This is a genomic window from Actinoplanes sp. KI2, from assembly GCF_025630775.1.
Classification (GTDB): domain Bacteria; phylum Actinomycetota; class Actinomycetes; order Mycobacteriales; family Micromonosporaceae; genus Actinoplanes.
Genome location: NZ_JAOSZE010000001.1, coordinates 319,263 through 335,369, shown reverse-complemented (window position 1 = coordinate 335,369; position 16,107 = coordinate 319,263). Strand labels below are relative to the sequence as shown.

The 16,107-nt window shown below is 70.9% G+C and carries 15 protein-coding genes; 5 read left to right on the top strand and 10 right to left on the bottom strand.

What is annotated here, in order from left to right; genetic code table 11:
* Positions 1 to 2: 2 nt before the first annotated feature.
* Positions 3 to 539 carry a hypothetical protein gene (locus ODJ79_RS01510; RefSeq protein ID WP_263021427.1) on the bottom strand — a complete coding sequence of 179 codons (537 nt, stop codon included), beginning with the start codon at positions 537 to 539 and terminating at the stop codon, positions 3 to 5.
* 147 nt (positions 540 to 686) lie between these two features.
* Between ODJ79_RS01510 and ODJ79_RS01505 the strand changes: the two genes are divergently transcribed.
* From ODJ79_RS01505 to ODJ79_RS01495, 3 genes are all read left to right on the top strand, one after another.
* Positions 687 to 3,275 (top strand): FtsK/SpoIIIE domain-containing protein, encoded by a 2,589-nt coding sequence (locus tag ODJ79_RS01505; protein WP_411267244.1) that lies wholly within the window; start codon positions 687 to 689, stop codon positions 3,273 to 3,275.
* Between the two features lie 66 nt (positions 3,276 to 3,341).
* The gene (locus ODJ79_RS01500) at positions 3,342 to 4,022 is read left to right on the top strand and encodes a hypothetical protein (protein WP_263021425.1); all 681 of its coding nucleotides are present in this window, start codon (positions 3,342 to 3,344) and stop codon (positions 4,020 to 4,022) included.
* 22 nt (positions 4,023 to 4,044) lie between these two features.
* A complete protein-coding gene (locus tag ODJ79_RS01495) occupies positions 4,045 to 4,305 on the top strand; it encodes a hypothetical protein (RefSeq protein ID WP_263021424.1) in 261 nt (86 codons plus the stop codon).
* On the opposite strand, the gene ODJ79_RS01490 is transcribed toward ODJ79_RS01495, so the two are convergent.
* Both ODJ79_RS01490 and ODJ79_RS01485 read right to left on the bottom strand, forming a co-directional pair.
* The gene (locus ODJ79_RS01490) at positions 4,302 to 4,706 is read right to left on the bottom strand and encodes a RidA family protein (protein ID WP_263021423.1); all 405 of its coding nucleotides are present in this window, start codon (positions 4,704 to 4,706) and stop codon (positions 4,302 to 4,304) included. The genes ODJ79_RS01495 and ODJ79_RS01490 overlap by 4 nt on opposite strands.
* 40 nt (positions 4,707 to 4,746) lie before the next feature.
* Positions 4,747 to 5,220 carry a MarR family winged helix-turn-helix transcriptional regulator gene (locus tag ODJ79_RS01485; protein WP_263021422.1) on the bottom strand — a complete coding sequence of 158 codons (474 nt, stop codon included), beginning with the start codon at positions 5,218 to 5,220 and terminating at the stop codon, positions 4,747 to 4,749.
* 66 nt (positions 5,221 to 5,286) lie between these two features.
* Here ODJ79_RS01485 and ODJ79_RS01480 point away from each other — a divergent pair, with 66 nt between their 5' ends.
* Complete coding sequence (locus tag ODJ79_RS01480) at positions 5,287 to 5,790, top strand: carboxymuconolactone decarboxylase family protein (protein ID WP_263021421.1); 504 nt, start codon at positions 5,287 to 5,289, stop codon at positions 5,788 to 5,790.
* Here the strand turns inward: ODJ79_RS01480 and folE are convergent.
* The 6 genes from folE to dacB form a co-directional block, all read right to left on the bottom strand.
* Positions 5,787 to 6,434 carry a GTP cyclohydrolase I FolE gene (folE, locus tag ODJ79_RS01475; protein WP_263021472.1) on the bottom strand — a complete coding sequence of 216 codons (648 nt, stop codon included), beginning with the start codon at positions 6,432 to 6,434 and terminating at the stop codon, positions 5,787 to 5,789. The genes ODJ79_RS01480 and folE overlap by 4 nt on opposite strands.
* Complete coding sequence (gene ftsH / locus ODJ79_RS01470) at positions 6,431 to 8,443, bottom strand: ATP-dependent zinc metalloprotease FtsH (RefSeq protein ID WP_263021420.1); 2,013 nt, start codon at positions 8,441 to 8,443, stop codon at positions 6,431 to 6,433. Before ftsH ends, folE begins: the two co-directional genes overlap by 4 nt.
* A 251-nt stretch (positions 8,444 to 8,694) precedes the next feature.
* A complete protein-coding gene (gene hpt / locus ODJ79_RS01465; RefSeq protein WP_263021419.1) occupies positions 8,695 to 9,270 on the bottom strand; it encodes a hypoxanthine phosphoribosyltransferase in 576 nt (191 codons plus the stop codon).
* A 138-nt stretch (positions 9,271 to 9,408) separates the two neighbouring features.
* The gene (gene tilS, locus ODJ79_RS01460; protein WP_263021418.1) at positions 9,409 to 10,359 is read right to left on the bottom strand and encodes a tRNA lysidine(34) synthetase TilS; all 951 of its coding nucleotides are present in this window, start codon (positions 10,357 to 10,359) and stop codon (positions 9,409 to 9,411) included.
* On the bottom strand, positions 10,360 to 11,421 hold the full coding sequence (locus ODJ79_RS01455) for a zinc-dependent metalloprotease (protein ID WP_263021417.1): 1,062 nt from the start codon (positions 11,419 to 11,421) through the stop codon (positions 10,360 to 10,362). It lies immediately after the preceding gene.
* Between the two features lie 62 nt (positions 11,422 to 11,483).
* On the bottom strand, positions 11,484 to 13,364 hold the full coding sequence (gene dacB / locus ODJ79_RS01450; protein WP_263021416.1) for a D-alanyl-D-alanine carboxypeptidase/D-alanyl-D-alanine-endopeptidase: 1,881 nt from the start codon (positions 13,362 to 13,364) through the stop codon (positions 11,484 to 11,486).
* Positions 13,365 to 13,765: 401 nt separating this feature from the next.
* Between dacB and ODJ79_RS01445 the strand changes: the two genes are divergently transcribed.
* Positions 13,766 to 14,272, top strand: a complete 507-nt coding sequence (locus tag ODJ79_RS01445) for an inorganic diphosphatase (protein ID WP_263021415.1) — start codon at positions 13,766 to 13,768, stop codon at positions 14,270 to 14,272.
* A gap of 211 nt (positions 14,273 to 14,483) precedes the next feature.
* Here ODJ79_RS01445 and eccD read toward each other — a convergent pair whose 3' ends face one another.
* Entirely contained in the window at positions 14,484 to 15,908 is a 1,425-nt protein-coding gene (eccD, locus tag ODJ79_RS01440; RefSeq protein ID WP_263021414.1) for a type VII secretion integral membrane protein EccD, read from the bottom strand.
* Positions 15,909 to 16,107 lie beyond the last annotated feature (199 nt).

Genomic DNA, 16,107 nt, shown 5'->3' with positions numbered 1-16,107 from the left:
TATCACGACAATTTTGCGGCCTTGCAGACGCGCCAGCCGTCCTGATCAACAACATCGAACTGCCAGGAACTGCTGTCACGGCCACCTCGGTCGGACTGTGTTCTCGTGAGTACCGCCGTGACGGTGCCACTCTTGCCGTCTTCGTGAACGTCAAGGCTTGACCACGTAACCAAGATACCGACAGAGAACGTCTTCTCGCGCTGCGTAATGTCGTCACGAAATGCCTGGATCTGCGAGAAGTCTCCGCCAGACTTGCATTGGTAAAGCGCGGCTTCTCGGTCGTCCCGGTTGACGAGGTATGCGCCAAGAAAGTCAACGACCACGCCAACTGGGGCAGTGCGCTTGATCTCGGTGGCCTTGGTGTACACCGAGACGAAGACTCCGACGCCGCCTAGGCATAGCAGGGCCATGATGCCGCCGGCGATGGCCAGGATCAGGCGGCCTCGGCGGGCGCGTGGTTTGCGGGCGGGTGGGATTGACGCCGGGGGCATCGCCGGCGGCTGCGGTACTCCTCCGACAACGGGCTCCTGCGGCTGCACACATACGACAGTAATGCCTCCGTCACCCGAACCGTGCCACACCACCCACGGCCGTGAATGCCGCGGCGCGGAACCCGCTGGCCCCCGGGAGCGCGATCCCGGGCCCGGTCTGGGATAGGTTTTATCCGCACAGAGGAGGTGAGGGCGGTGGCGGATTCAGCTTCACGGGTCCACCAGGCTGCTGCCCTGCACCGGCAGGCCGTCGCCGTCGCCGAGGCCGCCTCGGTGGCGTTGGAAGCCGAGACGGTGCCGGTCGCCGATCCGCTCGAGCAGCATTCGCTGGCCGAGCAGTTGCGGGCCGCGGCCGCGGTGCTCGCGCCGGGCTGGCTGGGGTCCCCTCTGGAGGCTCAGTCGGCCAACACCCCGCTCGGCGGCGTCTTTCCGCCGCAGTTCGTCCGGCTGGGTGTGGCTCAGCCGCTCGACGACGCCAGTTTTCCGGCGATCGTGCCGCTGCTCGGCACCGGTCATCTCACGATCGACGCCAGCGCCACCGATTCACGCGTTTTCGGGCTTTTGCGCTGCTTGCTGTTGAGGCTGCTGGCCGCCGCCCCGGCCGGCTCGGTGCTGGTGCGGGGCGTCGACGGGGTGGGTGGCGGCGCCGTCTTCGGGCCCTTCGCCGACCTCTATGACGCCGGCCTGATGTCGCCGCCCGCCACCGATCGGCAGGGTCTGCGTGACGTGCTCGCCGAGGCCGACAAGTGGCTGCGCCCGGGCCGGGGTGGCCCGCCGCGCCGCAGCCGCCGCGACCGGATGATGCTGGTCGTCATCGCGAGTCTGCCCGAGCTGACCGAGGGCGAGGAGCTGCGGCGCATCGCGGCGCTGGCGCAGCAGGGCCCGGATTCCGGCCTGCACCTGATCGTGGCCGGTTGGCCGCCTCCCCCGTTGACCGCGGAGACCACCCAGGCACCGCTGCCGCGCACCACCAGCGTGTCGGTCCGCGACCCGTACGTGGTGATCGGCGACCCGCCCGGAGCGACGTACGGCTCGGCGCCGGAGGCGGTCTGGTTGAACGCCCCGGTCTACCTGGACGACGACCCGCCGCCGCATCTGGTCGACTCGGTCTGCCGCGAGCTTGCCACCCACTCGGCCGCCGCGTCCCAGGTCGGTCTCGCCGATCTGCTGCCCGAGCCGGGCGAGCCGCTGTGGTCCGGCGACGCGGCCGACGGGCTGGGCACGATCGTCGGGCACGACGGCGACACCCCGCTGGTGCTGCGTTTCAACGACCTGACCCCGCACTGGCTGGTCGGTGGCCGGTCGGGCGCCGGCAAGACCGCCTTCCTGATCAATGTGCTGTACGGCCTCGGCGCCCGGTACAGCCCCGCCGAGATGGCCCTCTACCTGCTGGATTTCAAGGAGGGTGTGTCGTTCGCCGAGTTCGTGCCGACCCGGCGCGACCGCACCTGGCTGCCGCATGCCCGGGCCGTGGGCGTCGAGTCCGACCGGGAGTACGGCCTGGCCGTCCTCCGCGAGTTGGACGCCGAGATGACCCGCCGCTCGGTGGCGTACAAGAGGGCGGGTGTGACCCGCTTCGCCGACCTGCGGCAGGTCGCCGCCGAGGAGGGTCAGTCGCGGGCGCTGCCGCGGGTCCTCTGTGTCATCGACGAGTTCCAGGTGCTGCTGGCCGGCAACGACCCGATCGCGACCGAGGCGGTGGGCCTGCTCGAGTCGCTGGCCCGCAAGGGCCGCTCGTACGGCATCCATTTGATCCTGGCGAGCCAGACCGTGCTCGGCGTCGAGGCGCTGTACGCGAAACGTGACTCGATTTTCGGCCAGTTCCCGGTGCGGATCGCGCTGCCCGGCGGCGGCGACGTGCTGGAGCCCACCAACGACTCGGCCGCCGGCCTGCCCCTGGGCACCGCCGTGGTGAACACCGCGGGTGGTCTCGGCGGCCCCCGCGGCGCGACCCGGGGCCACGAACGGGTGGTTCGCTTCCCCGACCCGCACGCCGACCGCGAGGCGCTGAGCGCCCTGCGGCACCGGTTGTGGGCCGCCCGCGACCCGGAGTCGGTCGCGCCGCGCATCTTCGCGGGGTACGCGCATCAGCATCTGGCCGACGACCCGACGTACCGGGCAGCGCTGGCCGGTCGGGCCGCCCGCCCGGCCGCCCTGGTGGGCCGGGCGATCGACGTGAACCTGTCGACGGCCGCGTTCCCGCTCGACTCGTCCCCGGGCCGGCATCTGGCGATCTTCGGCTCGTCGGCGTCCGGCTCGGAGGTGCTCGACGCCGCCGCCCGCAGCGTGGCCGCCTTCCATCAGCCGCGGACGGCCCGCTTCGTGATCTCGTCGCTGGTGGCCGAGGGCGACCGGCTCGCCGAGGCGATGGCCGCCGAGATCGGGCACCGGCAGGAGGTGTCGCTGGTCGACGCGGCGGGCCTGGCGAAGGAGATGGACCTGGAGAACCCGGGCTATCTGGTGGTGTTCGGGATGGACGCGGCCAGCCCGGGCAGCCTGCCGGGCCTGCGGCGGCTGCTGCGCGAGGGCCCGGGCCGCGGCGTGCACCTGCTGTCCTGGTGGCGGGGCATGCGCCGGTTCAGCGAGGAGACCGGCGGCAGCGCGGGCCGGGAGGATGTGGCGGGCCTGCTGTTCCTGAACTGCCCGCAGTCGGATGTGGCGCTGATGCTGGGCCGGCCGGTCGACTGGCACCCGCGGCCCAACCGAGCGCTGCTGCACGACCGCCACGCCGATCGCACCGTCACGGTCGTGCCGTTCCTGGAGCCGGAAAGCGACGAGCTATGACGGAACAGCAGCAGCCGGAAAGCGACGAGCTATGACGGAACAGCAGCAGCCGGAAAGCGACGAGCTATGACGGAACAGCAGGAGCAAGCGATCCCGGCGCAGGCCACGCCCCCGGCTCCCGGGCCGTGGGCCGACTATCTGACCGCGGCCCAGCGCCTCGATGCGGTCCGTCGCGCGGCCAGCACCGCGGCGGGCGAACAGCAGGCGGCCTCGACGGCAGCACGTCAAGAGCTTTCCGCCGTACGGGCACGGCTCGCTCCCCAGCAGGCGCGTTTGGTGCGCGACTTCGGCGTACCGGAAATGGATCTTGCCCCGCGCCTGGCGGAGGTGGAGTCGGCGTCGCTGGCCATGGCCGGCGGCCCGGCCGCCGTGCTCGCGGCGCTGCAGCAGGCGCGGCGGACCGCGGACGCCGCGGACGCCACCATCCTCGGACCGGCCCCCGGCGGCGGCGCACTGCGACCGGTGGCGCGCAACCTGCTGGTCTACGGTCCGTTCGCGGCCGCGGTGCTGATCGTGCAGATCGTGCTCTACCTCGTCGCCCCGCAGGGCTCGGTGCCGACGTATGCGCTGCTCTGCGGCCTGAGCATGCCGGTGCTCGCGTTCGGGCTGGGCTGGGTGACGATCGGCTTCGTCTACGGCGACAAGCAGACAAAGGTGGACCGCACCCCGATCCTGGGCGCGGTCATCTGTCTCACCCCGGTGCTGCTGACCTGCATGGGCGTCGGCCTAGTGGCATTTTTCAGATAAATCCGGTTTGCGAGGGCGGGACATGGCAAGCGTCGAAGAGGTCAAGGCCAACGTCGCCGCGTCGGTCGACGGCGCGGGCCGCGCCGCGAACAGCATCCGCCAGGTCAACGACCAACTCGAGGACGCGCTGGCGCTGCTCCGGATGACCGCGGTGGGCTCGTTCCACCCGTCGGTGGCGTCGGCGATCGCTCATCTTGAGCAGGCCCGCACCCGCCTGGACGAGGCAGCCCAGCTGACCCGCGCGGCGATGGACGCCGCCGACACCTTCCGGACAGTGATCTAGCCAGCCAGCACAGCGGTCAGGTCGACCTCGATCAGCTGACCCCGGTAGCCCAGCGCGGCCACCCCGAGCAGCGTGCTGGCCGTGCTGAAGGCCGGCGCCAGCGGCGAGGCGTTCAGCCGGTCCCAGACCCCGGCGAGGACGGCGCTGTCCGCGCTGACCACGTAGATGATCGACCGGACCACGTCGGCCGGGGTGGCGTCGACGGCCGCCAGCACCGCAAGGCAGTTGGCGACGACCTGGTCGGTCTGCGCGTCGTAGTCGCCGGGCGGGCCGACCACCGTGCCGTCCAGGTCGAGCGGGCATTGCCCGGCGAGATGGGCGAGACGGCCCGCGGGCGAGACGGTCACGTGGCTGTAGCCCGCGGTCTCGTGGACGGTCGGCGGATTCACCTTTTCGAGCACGCGGCCCAGTATCGCGTCGCCGGCGGCCGGCGGACACCGATTATCCGAACCAGCCGGGCACGTCGACCGGGAAGATCCCCGAGGGCACGACCGTACGCAGCGACGACTCGACCAGACGCACCCGGTCGGCACCGAGCTTCGCGACCCAGTCGGCCCGCAACCGGTCGAAGATCTCGGCGGACAACCGCAGGCTTTCCAGCCCGCGCGGGGTGAGCCGGACCAGTTTGCTGCGCGCGTCCCGCGGGTCGTCCACGCGCTCCACGTAGCCGAGCGCCTCGAGCCGGTCGATGGTCTTGCCGGCGGCCTGTTTGGAGACGCCGAGCCGCCGCCCGACCTCGCTGGCGCTGGCGCCGTGCACCCCGATGGCCTGCATGGCGAAGCCGTACACCGGGCGGACGTCGGGATGACCGCGGACGGCGAGCTCGGCGTGCAACTGGTCGATCAGCGAGCGGAAGCCGGCGAACAGCAACAGCGGCAGCTCCCAGCCGGGCGGATCTTGAGCAACAAAAGACATTGGCAAACTCGACAACCTGGTTTACGGTTTAGACAACGTAGTTGTCCATCCTACCGGAGGAAGATCGTGTTCACCCAGCACACCCTGGAGTCCGCCCCGGCCGCGTCCCGGCCCTTCATCGAGGCGACCGTGGAACACCTGGGCCACCTGCCCGACGCGGTGTCCAAGCTCGCCGAGTCCCCCGAGATGCTCGGCGGGTTCCTGCAGGCCAGCGGCCTGTTCGAGGCCAGCACGCTGGACCCGCTCGCCCAGGAGGTCCTGGTCATGACGATCGCGACCCGCAACGGCTGCCGAGTCTGCATCGCCATGCACACCGGCCGCCTGCGGCAGCTCGAGGCCGACCCGGCCCTGATCACCGCGCTACGAGGCCAGACGCCGGTGGACGACCCCCGACTGGAGGCGATGCGGCAGTTCACCCTGCGCGTGCTCGCCACCACCGGCGACGTCCCCGACGATCAGGTCGAGGAGTTCCTGGCCGCCGGCTACACCCGACGCAACGCGCTGGAGGTGGTGCTCGGCATCGGGACGTACACGATGTCGACGCTGGCCAATCGGCTGGTCAAGGCCTAACGGGCGTTGATCAGAGCCATCGCTTCGGCCCGCACCTTGCCATCGGTCTGGAAGGCGCCCCGCACCGCGCTGGTGATCGTGCGGGCGCCGACCTTGCGGATCCCGCGCATCTCCATGCACAGGTGCTCGCATTCGAGTACCACGATCACGCCGCGCGCCTCCAGCCTCGACAGCAGCAGGTCGGCGATCTGCGAGGTGAGCCGCTCCTGCACCTGGGGCCGGCGGGCGTAGACCTCGACCAGGCGGGCCAGCTTGGACAGGCCGGTGATCCGGCCGTGCGTGCCGGGGATGTACCCGAGGTGGGCGACGCCCTTGAACGGGAGCAGGTGATGCTCGCACATGCTCAGCACCTCGATGTCGCGGACCAGCACGAACTCCTCGTGGTCCGCCTCGAACGTGGTGGTGAGCACCTTCGCCGGGTCGACCCGGAGGCCCGCGAACAGCTCGGCGTACGCCCGAGCGACCCGGGCGGGAGTCCGCGCCAGGCCGTCCCGGTCCGGGTCCTCACCGATGGCGATGAGGATCTCCCGGACCGCCTTCTCGATCCGGGCCAGGTCGACGGCAACCTCCACCGGGGTACCGGTGAGCTTGCCGTCGACCAGGCGCGCGGCGAGATAGTCGAGATCGCCGTCGTCGCTGATCAGTTACTGCCTTCCGCGAGGCCGTTGGTGTTAGCGCCGAAGGCGAACTGCCCGTCCACCTCGGCCTGAGCCTTCAACTTCTCCCGCTCGGCGGGGGTGAGCACCGGAGGTGCCTCGGAGGGCAGCCGCTTGCCGAAGCCGTTGAACGGCGACATCGGCGGCCGCTTGACGACCCGGGTGCAGATCCGGTCCATGTCCTCGCGGGTGATGGTCTCCTTCTCCATCAGCTCGAGGACCATGGTGTCGAGCACGTCGCGGTACTCGACCAGGATCTCCCACGCCTCGTCGTGCGCGAGCTCGATCAGCGCCCGGACCTCGGTGTCGATGTCCGCGGCGACCGCGTCCGAGTAGTCCCGCTCGTGGCCCATGTTGCGGCCCAGGAACGGCTCGTCGCCGGCGGTGCCGTACTTGACGGCGCCCAGCTTCGAGCTCATGCCGTACTGGGTGACCATGGCGCGGGCCAGGCCGGAGGCCTTCTCGATGTCGTTACCGGCGCCGGTGGTGGGCTCGTGGAAGACGAGTTCCTCGGCGGCCCGGCCACCCAGCGCGTACGCCAGGGTGTCGATCATCTCGGCCCGGGTCTGGGTGTACTTGTCCTCGGTCGGCAGCACCAGGGTGTGCCCGAGCGAGCGGCCACGCGGCAGGATCGTCACCTTGTGCACCGGGGCGGAGTGCGGCAACGCGTACGCCACCAGCGCGTGCCCGCCCTCGTGGTACGCGGTGATCTTCTTCTCGTTGTCGCTCATCGCCCGGGTACGCCGCTCGGGGCCGGCGATCACCCGGTCGATCGACTCCTCGAGGAACTCGTTGGAGATCGCCCGCTTCTCGTTGCGCGCGGTGAGCAGGGCGGCCTCATTGATCACGTTGGCCAGGTCGGCGCCGGAGAAACCGGGCGTGCGACGGGCCACCGAGTCGAGGTCGACGTCGGGCGTGAACGGCTTGCCCTTGGCGTGCACCCGGAGGATCGCCTTGCGGCCCTCCATGTCCGGGTTGTCCACCGGGATCTGCCGGTCGAAGCGACCCGGGCGCAGCAGCGCCGGGTCGAGGATGTCCGGCCGGTTGGTGGCCGCGATCAGGATGACGCCGCCCTTGGTGTCGAAGCCGTCCATCTCGACGAGCAGCTGGTTGAGCGTCTGCTCGCGCTCGTCGTGACCGCCGCCCATGCCGGCGCCGCGGTGCCGGCCGACGGCGTCGATCTCGTCGACGAACACGATCGCCGGGGCGTTGGACTTGGCCTGCTCGAACAGGTCACGCACCCGGCTCGCGCCGACGCCCACGAACATCTCGACGAAGTCCGAGCCGGAGATCGAGTAGAACGGCACCCCGGCCTCGCCGGCGACCGCACGGGCCAGCAGCGTCTTACCGGTTCCGGGCGGGCCGAACAGCAGCACGCCCTTCGGGATCTTGGCGCCGAGGGCCTGGTACTTCGCGGGGTTCTGGAGGAAGTCCTTGATCTCGTGGAGCTCCTCGACCGCCTCTTCGGCGCCCGCCACGTCGGCGAACGTGGTCTTCGGCGTGTCCTTGGTGATCATCTTGGCCTTGGACTTGCCGAAGTTGAGCACCCGGGAGCCGCCGCCCTGCATCTGCGACATGAACAGCAGCAGCAGGACCACCAGAATGGCGATCGGCAGCAGGTTGATCAGCAGGCTGAACAGGATGTTGTCACCGGAGACCGTGGTGTTGATCGTCCCGGTGATGTATCCGGCCTTCTTGGCGTCCTGGACGTCCGTCCAGACGACCTGGGTCGTGTCGGACGGATACTGAGTTTCGATCTTGTCGGTCGTCTTGCCTTCGATCTTCTCGGACTGCGCGAGGTCGATCTGGAGCGTCTGCTCCTTGTCCTTGATAACGACCTTCTTGATGCCCGGCTGATTCAGGCGCTCCAGCGCGACCGAGGAATCGACACGCTGATAGCTCGGACTATTGGTGAAGAACGAACTCAGCGCGATAACGCCGATGATCACCAGAATGATCCAGACCACCGGGCGGCGGAAGAAACGCGTACGCTCCATGCTGTTGTCGGGCGGCGAGCGCCCGGACCCTCCTGATCGGCGTCCTGGTCACCTCAACGTCGCCGCCCCATCGGCGGCCCCTCCGGCGCTTGTGACACTGCGTCCATCGGTCACTCGACGGTACACCGTACGTGCCGATCGCGAACCCGTGAGCCCGCTGGCCGGACACACCCACGCACGCGACCGTTCAGCCTGCTTTCGTGGCAAATCCACCCATAAAGACGAATTCTGAGAACAGGCTGAGAAACGGTTCAGCTACGGGCGTAGACCTCGGGCTTCAGGACGCCCACGTAGGGCAGCTCACGGTAGCGCTCGGCGAAGTCCAGACCGTAACCGACCACGAACTCGTTCGGGATGTCGAACCCGACGTACTTCACCGGCACCGTCACCTTGACCGCGTCCGGCTTACGGAACAGCGCGACCACCTCGACGCTCGCCGCCGAGCGCGACCGGAGGTACTTCATCAGCCAGGAGAGGGTCAGGCCCGAGTCGACGATGTCCTCCACGACGACCACGTGCCGGCCGGTGATGTCGCGGTCCAGGTCCTTGAGGATGCGCACCACGCCCGACGAGGTGGTGCCCTGCCCGTAGGAGGAGACCGCCATGAACTCCATCTCGGTGGAGGGGCCGTGGTGACCCAGCGCCCGGGCGAAGTCGGCCATGAACATCACGGCGCCCTTGAGCACGCAGACCAGCAGGATCCCGCCCTCGACGTCGGCATGGTCGGCCGAGACCTGCTTCGCCAGCTCGGCGGTCTTTTCCCGGATCTGCTCCTCGGAAATGATCACGTGATCGATGTCGGCGTCGTACCAGGTGCCGTCAGCCATGCCGTAAGACTGCCGTATGAAGGTTGCCGCGCGCCGCACGGGGCGGCCGTCGAGCCCGGGCGAACCGCTGGAAAAGTGCCCGTTCCACCCGGTAAGACCGACGAATCAGGCACGCCGAGTGACAGTTCTCACAGCGGGTCAGGGCACCCGAACGAGTCGCCCGCGCTCCCGGGCCACCCGGATACCGCCGGGCAGGTGCACCGGCCCCTGGCCGTGCCAATCGGTGATCAACGCGTCGAGCGCCTGGACGTGGCGATGGGACAGCGCCGCCCCGGAGGCGCCCAGCTCCTTGGCCCAAGCATGAAGCACCCGGGTTCGGATCGCATCCACCATTTCCGACAAATCTGAAATGCGAAGACCATTGCTTTCGTACGCCGAGAGCAACGCCGAACGAGCCAGCCTGTCCAAGGCCGCACTGTCCGCAGCAATCTGCCCCGCCGAGCGGGCGAGGTTCGCCACCACGGCCGGCCCCAGCGCTTCGACCAGCGCCGGAAGGGCCGCGCCACGCACCCGAGACCGGGCGAAGGCCGGGTCCACGTTGTGCGGGTCGTCCCACGGCACCAGCCCCTGAGCGGCGCAGGCCTTGCGGGTGTCGGCCCGCGACACGTCCAGCAGCGGCCGCAGGAAGATCCCCTTCCGGTACGGCATCCCGGCCAGCCCTCGCGGCCCAGCCCCTCGCGCGAGCGCCAGCAACACCGTCTCCGCCTGGTCGTCCCGGGTGTGCCCGAGCAGCACCGCGGCGGCGCCGCACGTCGCGGCAACCGCGGAAAGCGCCTCGTACCGGGCGGACCGCGCCGCCGCCTCGGGGCCGCCGGGCCGACCGGCAACCGCCACCGTGGCGATCTCAACCGGGTCAAAGCCGACACTCCGCGCCCAGTCAGCGACCCCCGACGCCCGCGCGGCCGACCCGTCCTGCAGCCCGTGATCCACCGTCACGAGCCCCACCGCATGCCCGACAAATCGGGCAGCGGCCGCGAGGGCCAGCGAATCCGCACCCCCCGAGCAGGCCACCAGCACAAGCCCGTCGGCCGGCAGCGACCGGCGCACCGCCAGCCGTACCGCCGCGACCGCCGCCGGGATGCGCGCCACCTACCCGCCGATCGCCGGCTGCGGCCCGTGCACCCGGGTCACCCAGGCATCCGGGTCGCCCAGCTCGTCGAGCCGCGGGAGGGTCAGCGGCGAGTCGAAGACCTTGTTGAAGCCGGCCATCCCGACCCGCTCGACGACGCCGTGCACAAACTTGCGGCCCTCGGCGTACTGCCGCATCTTGACCTCGATGCCGAGCAGCCGGCGCACCGCCTTCTCCAGCGGGTTGCCGCTCTCCCGCCGCCGGTTGAACTTGGCCCGGATCGAGTCGACGCTCGGGATCACCTCGGGGCCGACGCCGTCCATCACGAACTCGGCGTGCCCCTCGAGCAGCGTCATCAGCGCGGTGAGCCGGTCGAGCACCGCCTTCTGGGCGGGGGTCTGCACGATGTCGAGCACCGAGGCGCGGCTCTCCGGGTCGCGCAGGGCGTCGGAAAGGGTGGCCACGCTGCGGCGCAGCCGCTCGACGATGTGCTCGCCGCTCTGCGACGCGTCGGTGAAGGCCTGCACCTCGCCCAGGAAGTACCCGCGCATCCACGGCACGGCGGTGAACTGGGTGCGGTGGGTCACCTCGTGCAGGCAGACCCAGAGCCGGAAGTCGCGCGGGTCGGCGCCGAGCTTGCGCTCCACCTCGACGATGTTCGGCGCGTTCAGCAGCAGCTGGCCGGGATTGCCGGAGAACACTTCGTACTGTCCCAGCACGCGGCCGGAGAGGTAGGCCAGGATGGTGCCGGCCTGCACGCCGGTGACCCGGGAGCCGATCGCGTCGGCGAACCCGCCCGGCGGCCGTTCCCCGGCGAGCCGGGCGACCAGCGGGATGATCACCTGCTTGAGGCCCTGGATGTTGACGGCGGCCCAGTCCTTGCGGTCGACCACGCGCACCGGCGCGACCTCGACCTGCGGATTCAGACCGGTGTACGCGGCGACGTGCCCGGCCGCCTCATCGGTGAGCGCCCGCAGCTCGGACACCACCGCCATCGCATCCTCGTAGGAGACCGCGGGCCCGGATTTGGAGAGGGCCCCGGCGGTCGCCGCGGCCAGATCCCAGTCAACGAACTGCGCCATGACCCCACCGTACCCGCGGATTTCCAGCCCGAACTCCGGTGAAACCCTGACTCAAGAATCACTCAGCAACCGCAGGCGACCAGGCGCGCCGGCACCCGGTCCAGGGCGTCCTTGGCCGCGTAGGCGTTGCTCGACCCGCTCGCCATGATCGCGAAGACCAGCAGTCGCCCGTCCCTGGTGACCAGCTCGCCGGCCATCGTGTTGACCCCGCTTAGCGTGCCCGTCTTGGCCCGCACGACGCCGTACGCGGCCCGGTTCACCGTGGGCGAGTCGAACCGGCCCTGCAGCGTCCCCGACCAGCCCGCCACCGGCAGGCCGCCGAAGATCCCGGTGATCGCCGGCTGCTTCCCGTTCGCCGCGAGCGCCAGCACCTGGGTGAGCAGCAACGGGCTGATCCCGTTGTGCCGGGAGAGCCCGCTGCCGTCGTACAGGTCGGCCTCGTCGCCGGCCAGCCCCAACGCCCGCAGCTTCGCGATCATCGCGTCGGTCTCGCCGTCGAAGGTGGCCGGCCGACCGGCCGCGATCGCCACCTGCCGGGCCAGCACCTCGGCGAGGATGTTGTCGCTCTGCTCGAGCATCCAGTCGGTGATCTGCACCAGCGGCGGCGACTTCACCTCGCCGAGCCGGGCGCCGGGCGCGACACCGGTGGCGGCCAGCGCCGACGGCGCCTTACCCCGCTTGACCGTCGCGGCCGAGACCCCGAGCAGCTTCGCGAACGCCTGACCGGCCGAGATGGCCGGATCGGCGAACCGCGGATCGCCACCGTGCTCGTTGTGGACCGGTTTGACCCGCCCGCCGTTGGTCATCAGCGACTGGACCTTGGCCACCTGCCCGTCCGGGGAGACGTCGCCGGGTGACCAGCCCAGCCCGGTCTGCGGGCCGCCGAACAGCGAGGTGTCCACCAGCACCCGGGTCGGCCTGGTGCCGCCGAGTGCCGTCTTGACCTGCGCCGCGAGCTGGTCGAGCCGGGCCGCACCCGGGTACAGCCCCCGCGCGCCCACCGACAGCGTCGGATCGCCGCCGCCCACCAGCACCACCTCGCCCGGCACGCTGCCGGCCACCGCCGTGGTGCTCAGCCGATAACCCGGCCCGCGGGAAGCGAGCACGGTCGCCGCGGTCAGCAGCTTCGTCGTCGAGGCCGGGGTGGCCGGCACGTCGGCGTTCCGGTCGTACAGCGCCTGCCCGGACGCCACGTCCACCACCGACACGCTCACCGTGCTGCCCAGCGCCTTCGCGCGGACCAGCGGATCGAGCGCCGCTTTCACCTTCGCCGCGTCCGGCGCCCGGCCCCCGCCGACGACGGGCGCCAGCACCGGCGACGGAGCCGGATCCGGCCCGAGCGTCGCCTTCGTCGGCGTGCCGAGCACCTCGCTCCCGAGCCAGCCCTTCACCCGGCCGGGTTGCACCAGCCCGAGCGTCGCAACCCCGACAACCACCACCACGACGACCGCGAGCAAGGCGTAAATCTTGCGCCCTTTTCCGGTACGGGATGAATTGACAGGTCCCGCTTCGACCGGGCGATCGCCGTCGTTGGTCCGGGCCGTTGCGCCCGCTGCGGGCTGACCTGCCGGGTTGCGCTCGCCGCCGCCCCCACTACCGGACCAGTCCCGCGCCACCCACCCCGGCTCGGCCGTCCCGGCCTCGACGCCCGGTCCACCGGCGGCCACCTGTGCAGCCGGTCCACCGGCGGCCACCTGTGCAGCCGGTCCACCGGCGGCCACCTGGGCACTTCCGCGAGGCAGGCGCTCGGTGTGCGACTCCGCCGCGGCCGCGGCCGCGTTCGCCGGCGCCGCCGCGTTCATCGGCGCCGCCGCTCTGCCGTAGGTGCCGGCCGCGGGCGGCGTGGCCCACGCGCCCCGCGCCTGCTCGGCCGACTCGGGCGGCGGCGCGGCGGGCCGCCCGTCGGTCGTGGGCCACGGGTTGCCAGGAGTCCGGGGTTCCATTTGCTGATCTTCCGCCCATTTCGCGCCGCTCGGATGCTGCCCATCCAATTCCACCCGACCAGGTGGCAACGCCGCATCGGCCGCCGGGAAACGCCCCGGCGGCGTGGCCCACGCCGACCCATCCGGCGCCTCGGAAGATCCGGAAGGAAGGCTCGCGCGACTCGCGGGTGCGCTAGCGTTTCCGGGGGGATGATGCGGCTCGGGCGCGCGGTCGTAAACGGGCCCGCTGTGTGAATCTTGCCTCCCCACGCGCCCCTCCTCGTCCGCCGCGCCAGACTTAGGGGAGACTAGCGACATCCGGCACATCGTCGCGCGCGGATCCTGTGGGCCCTGATCTTCAGCCTCGGTTCCCCGCCTGTCGTGACCGGTATTTTCGGTGGGCGAGTCAAGGGAGCAAAACTATGGATTTCGACGTTTTGGTTGAGATCCCCAAGGGCCAGCGCAACAAGTACGAGGTCGACCACAAGACGGGCCGCATCCGTCTCGACCGGACCCTGTTCACCGCGACGCAGTACCCCGCGGACTACGGCTTCATCGAGGGCACCCTCGGCCAGGACGGCGACCCGCTGGACGCCCTGGTGCTGGTGCAGGAGCCCACCTTCCCGGGCTGCCTGATCCGGTCCCGCGCGATCGGCATGTTCCGGATGAGCGACGAGAAGGGCCGCGACGACAAGGTCCTCTGCGTCCCCTACGAGGACCCGCGTCAGGAGCACCTGCGCGACATCCACCACCTGGGCGAGTTCGACCGGATGGAGATCCAGCACTTCTTCACCGTCTACAAGGACCTCGAGCCGGGCAAGTCGGTCGAGGGCGCCACCTGGGTCGGCCGCGTCGAGGCCGAGGAGGAGATCCGGGCGTCGTTCAAGCGCGCCGAGGTTGTCGACGCCGAGGGGCACGAGCAGCACTGATCGGCCGGCTCCGGCCGGCGCCCCGCAAGTCCGTTCGTGGCCAGCCCACCCAGCACGAGCCACCACCCCGGCCTCCGACCGCGGCACGACCCCCGCCGCGGTTGGGGCAGCCGTGCCGCTCAGAGCAGGACAGCCGTGCCGCTCAGAGCAGGACAGCCGTGCCGCTCAGAGCAGGACAGCCGTGCCGCTCAGAGCAGGACAGCCGTGCCGCTCAGAGCGAGATGTTGCCGACGGCGTCGTAGAGGCCGACCACCGCGCAGGCCACCGGGATCACCGAGACGACCACGAGAGTGTCCACGAGGTCCGCGGCCCGGCCCAGGTAGGGCGACGGCGGCCGGGTGGAGTAGGTAGCCCCCGCCACCACGGTGACGATCGCCAGCAGCAGCGCCGCGACGACGAGCACCAGCAGCAGCGTCGCGGTGGCCGAGCGGAGCAGGCCGACCCCGAGCGCGAAGACGCCGACCAGGCCGCCGACCACCAGCGGCACCCGCTGCCGCAGGGTCACGAACAGCCGGGACCGCAACAGCAGCGAGGTGGCCGAGACCACCAGCAGGATGCGCGCGGACAGCGACCCGGACGTCGCCAGCACCGCGAACGCCCCCGCCGCCAGCACCGTGTGCCCGAGCAGCATGCCGGCCAGCAACTCCTCGGTCCGGGTGACCGCCGCGAACACCGCTTCCCGGTCGGGCCGCTCGCGGGCCGAGTCGAGCACCTGGCCGGCGGTGAACCCGGCCGCGCCGTCGGTGCCGGTGGGCAGCGTGACCGGCGGTGTCGGCATCTTGCCGAACCGGATGGCCAGCAGCGGCAGCGCCCCGATCCCGCAGACCAGCACCGAGATCAGCACCGCCGCCGCGCCCGCCGCCGTGGTGAACATGCTCACCACCGCGGACACCGCGCCGAGCAGGCCGACCACCACGCCGGCGGTGAACAGTCGCTGCGAGGCGGCCACGCCGATCCCGCCGAGCACCGCCACGATCAGTAGCGCCGCCGAGCCGGCCAGCAGCTCCGAGTCGCCCAGCCAGGGCAGGGGCGCGAGCACGCCGACCCGGTCGGTCGAGGCGACCAGGAGCGCGCCGCCGGCAAAGGCATAGGGCATCGCGTACGCGCCGAGCGCCGCGCCCGCCCGCCCGTCGTTGTAGGCCCGCGAGGCGGTGACGCCGGCGAACGCGAGCACGACCGCGACGACCAGCGCGACGTAGGCGGCGGCGGTCCAGGCCGGACCGGCCAGCATGACCGCGATCAGGCCGATGCCCAGCAGCACCCCGGCCGCGGCCAGCGTGGCCGTCCGGGTGGAGGAGCCGGTCCACACGCTGCCCCGCCGGCGGGCGCCCTCGGCGATCGCCTCGACCACGTCGTCGTACTCGAGCTCGGGCCAGTCGTTGTGCGCGGGGACGAGGTGCAGCACCTCCCCGTCGCGTACGCCCTGCGGGTATAGACCCTGGGTGGTCGTCAGCGCGACACCGTCGGTGCGCCGGAGCACCCACCCGCCATGCTTCTCGCCGTCGTCGGCGAGGCCCTCGCCGGCGTACCGGAGCACCTCGGGCAGCAACTCGGCGAGCGGCACGTGCTCGGGCAGGGCGACGTCGACGCGGCGGCTCGGCGCGCTGATCGTGATGCGGGCGAGGCCGACGCTCACGAGCCCACCGCCGACGACGAATCGGTACGAAGGGCCATGAGCAGGCCTATTTCACGATATCTACGGCTCATGGCTTTTCGTTTCCCATCGATCGTTGTCAAGCCTTGTGTCGGCTTTATTGTGGCAGGTAGGGCGGTCGGAGGGAGGCTGCGGAACGGTCCGCACTTTACCTACCATGGGCTCGTCGCGATGTCCGGCT

What these genes read in the sequence shown, in the direction of transcription:
- ODJ79_RS01500 (WP_263021425.1), top strand. Translation starts at nt 3,342, where the DNA reads ATGACGGAACAGCAGGAGCAAGCGATCCCGGCGCAGGCCACGCCCCCG.
- ODJ79_RS01495 (WP_263021424.1), top strand. Translation starts at nt 4,045, where the DNA reads ATGGCAAGCGTCGAAGAGGTCAAGGCCAACGTCGCCGCGTCGGTCGAC.
- ODJ79_RS01485 (WP_263021422.1), bottom strand. Translation starts at nt 5,220, where the DNA reads ATGTCTTTTGTTGCTCAAGATCCGCCCGGCTGGGAGCTGCCGCTGTTG.
- ftsH (WP_263021420.1), bottom strand. Translation starts at nt 8,443, where the DNA reads ATGGAGCGTACGCGTTTCTTCCGCCGCCCGGTGGTCTGGATCATTCTG.
- hpt (WP_263021419.1), bottom strand. Translation starts at nt 9,270, where the DNA reads ATGGCTGACGGCACCTGGTACGACGCCGACATCGATCACGTGATCATT.
- ODJ79_RS01455 (WP_263021417.1), bottom strand. Translation starts at nt 11,421, where the DNA reads ATGGCGCAGTTCGTTGACTGGGATCTGGCCGCGGCGACCGCCGGGGCC.
- dacB (WP_263021416.1), bottom strand. Translation starts at nt 13,364, where the DNA reads ATGGAACCCCGGACTCCTGGCAACCCGTGGCCCACGACCGACGGGCGG.
- ODJ79_RS01445 (WP_263021415.1), top strand. Translation starts at nt 13,766, where the DNA reads ATGGATTTCGACGTTTTGGTTGAGATCCCCAAGGGCCAGCGCAACAAG.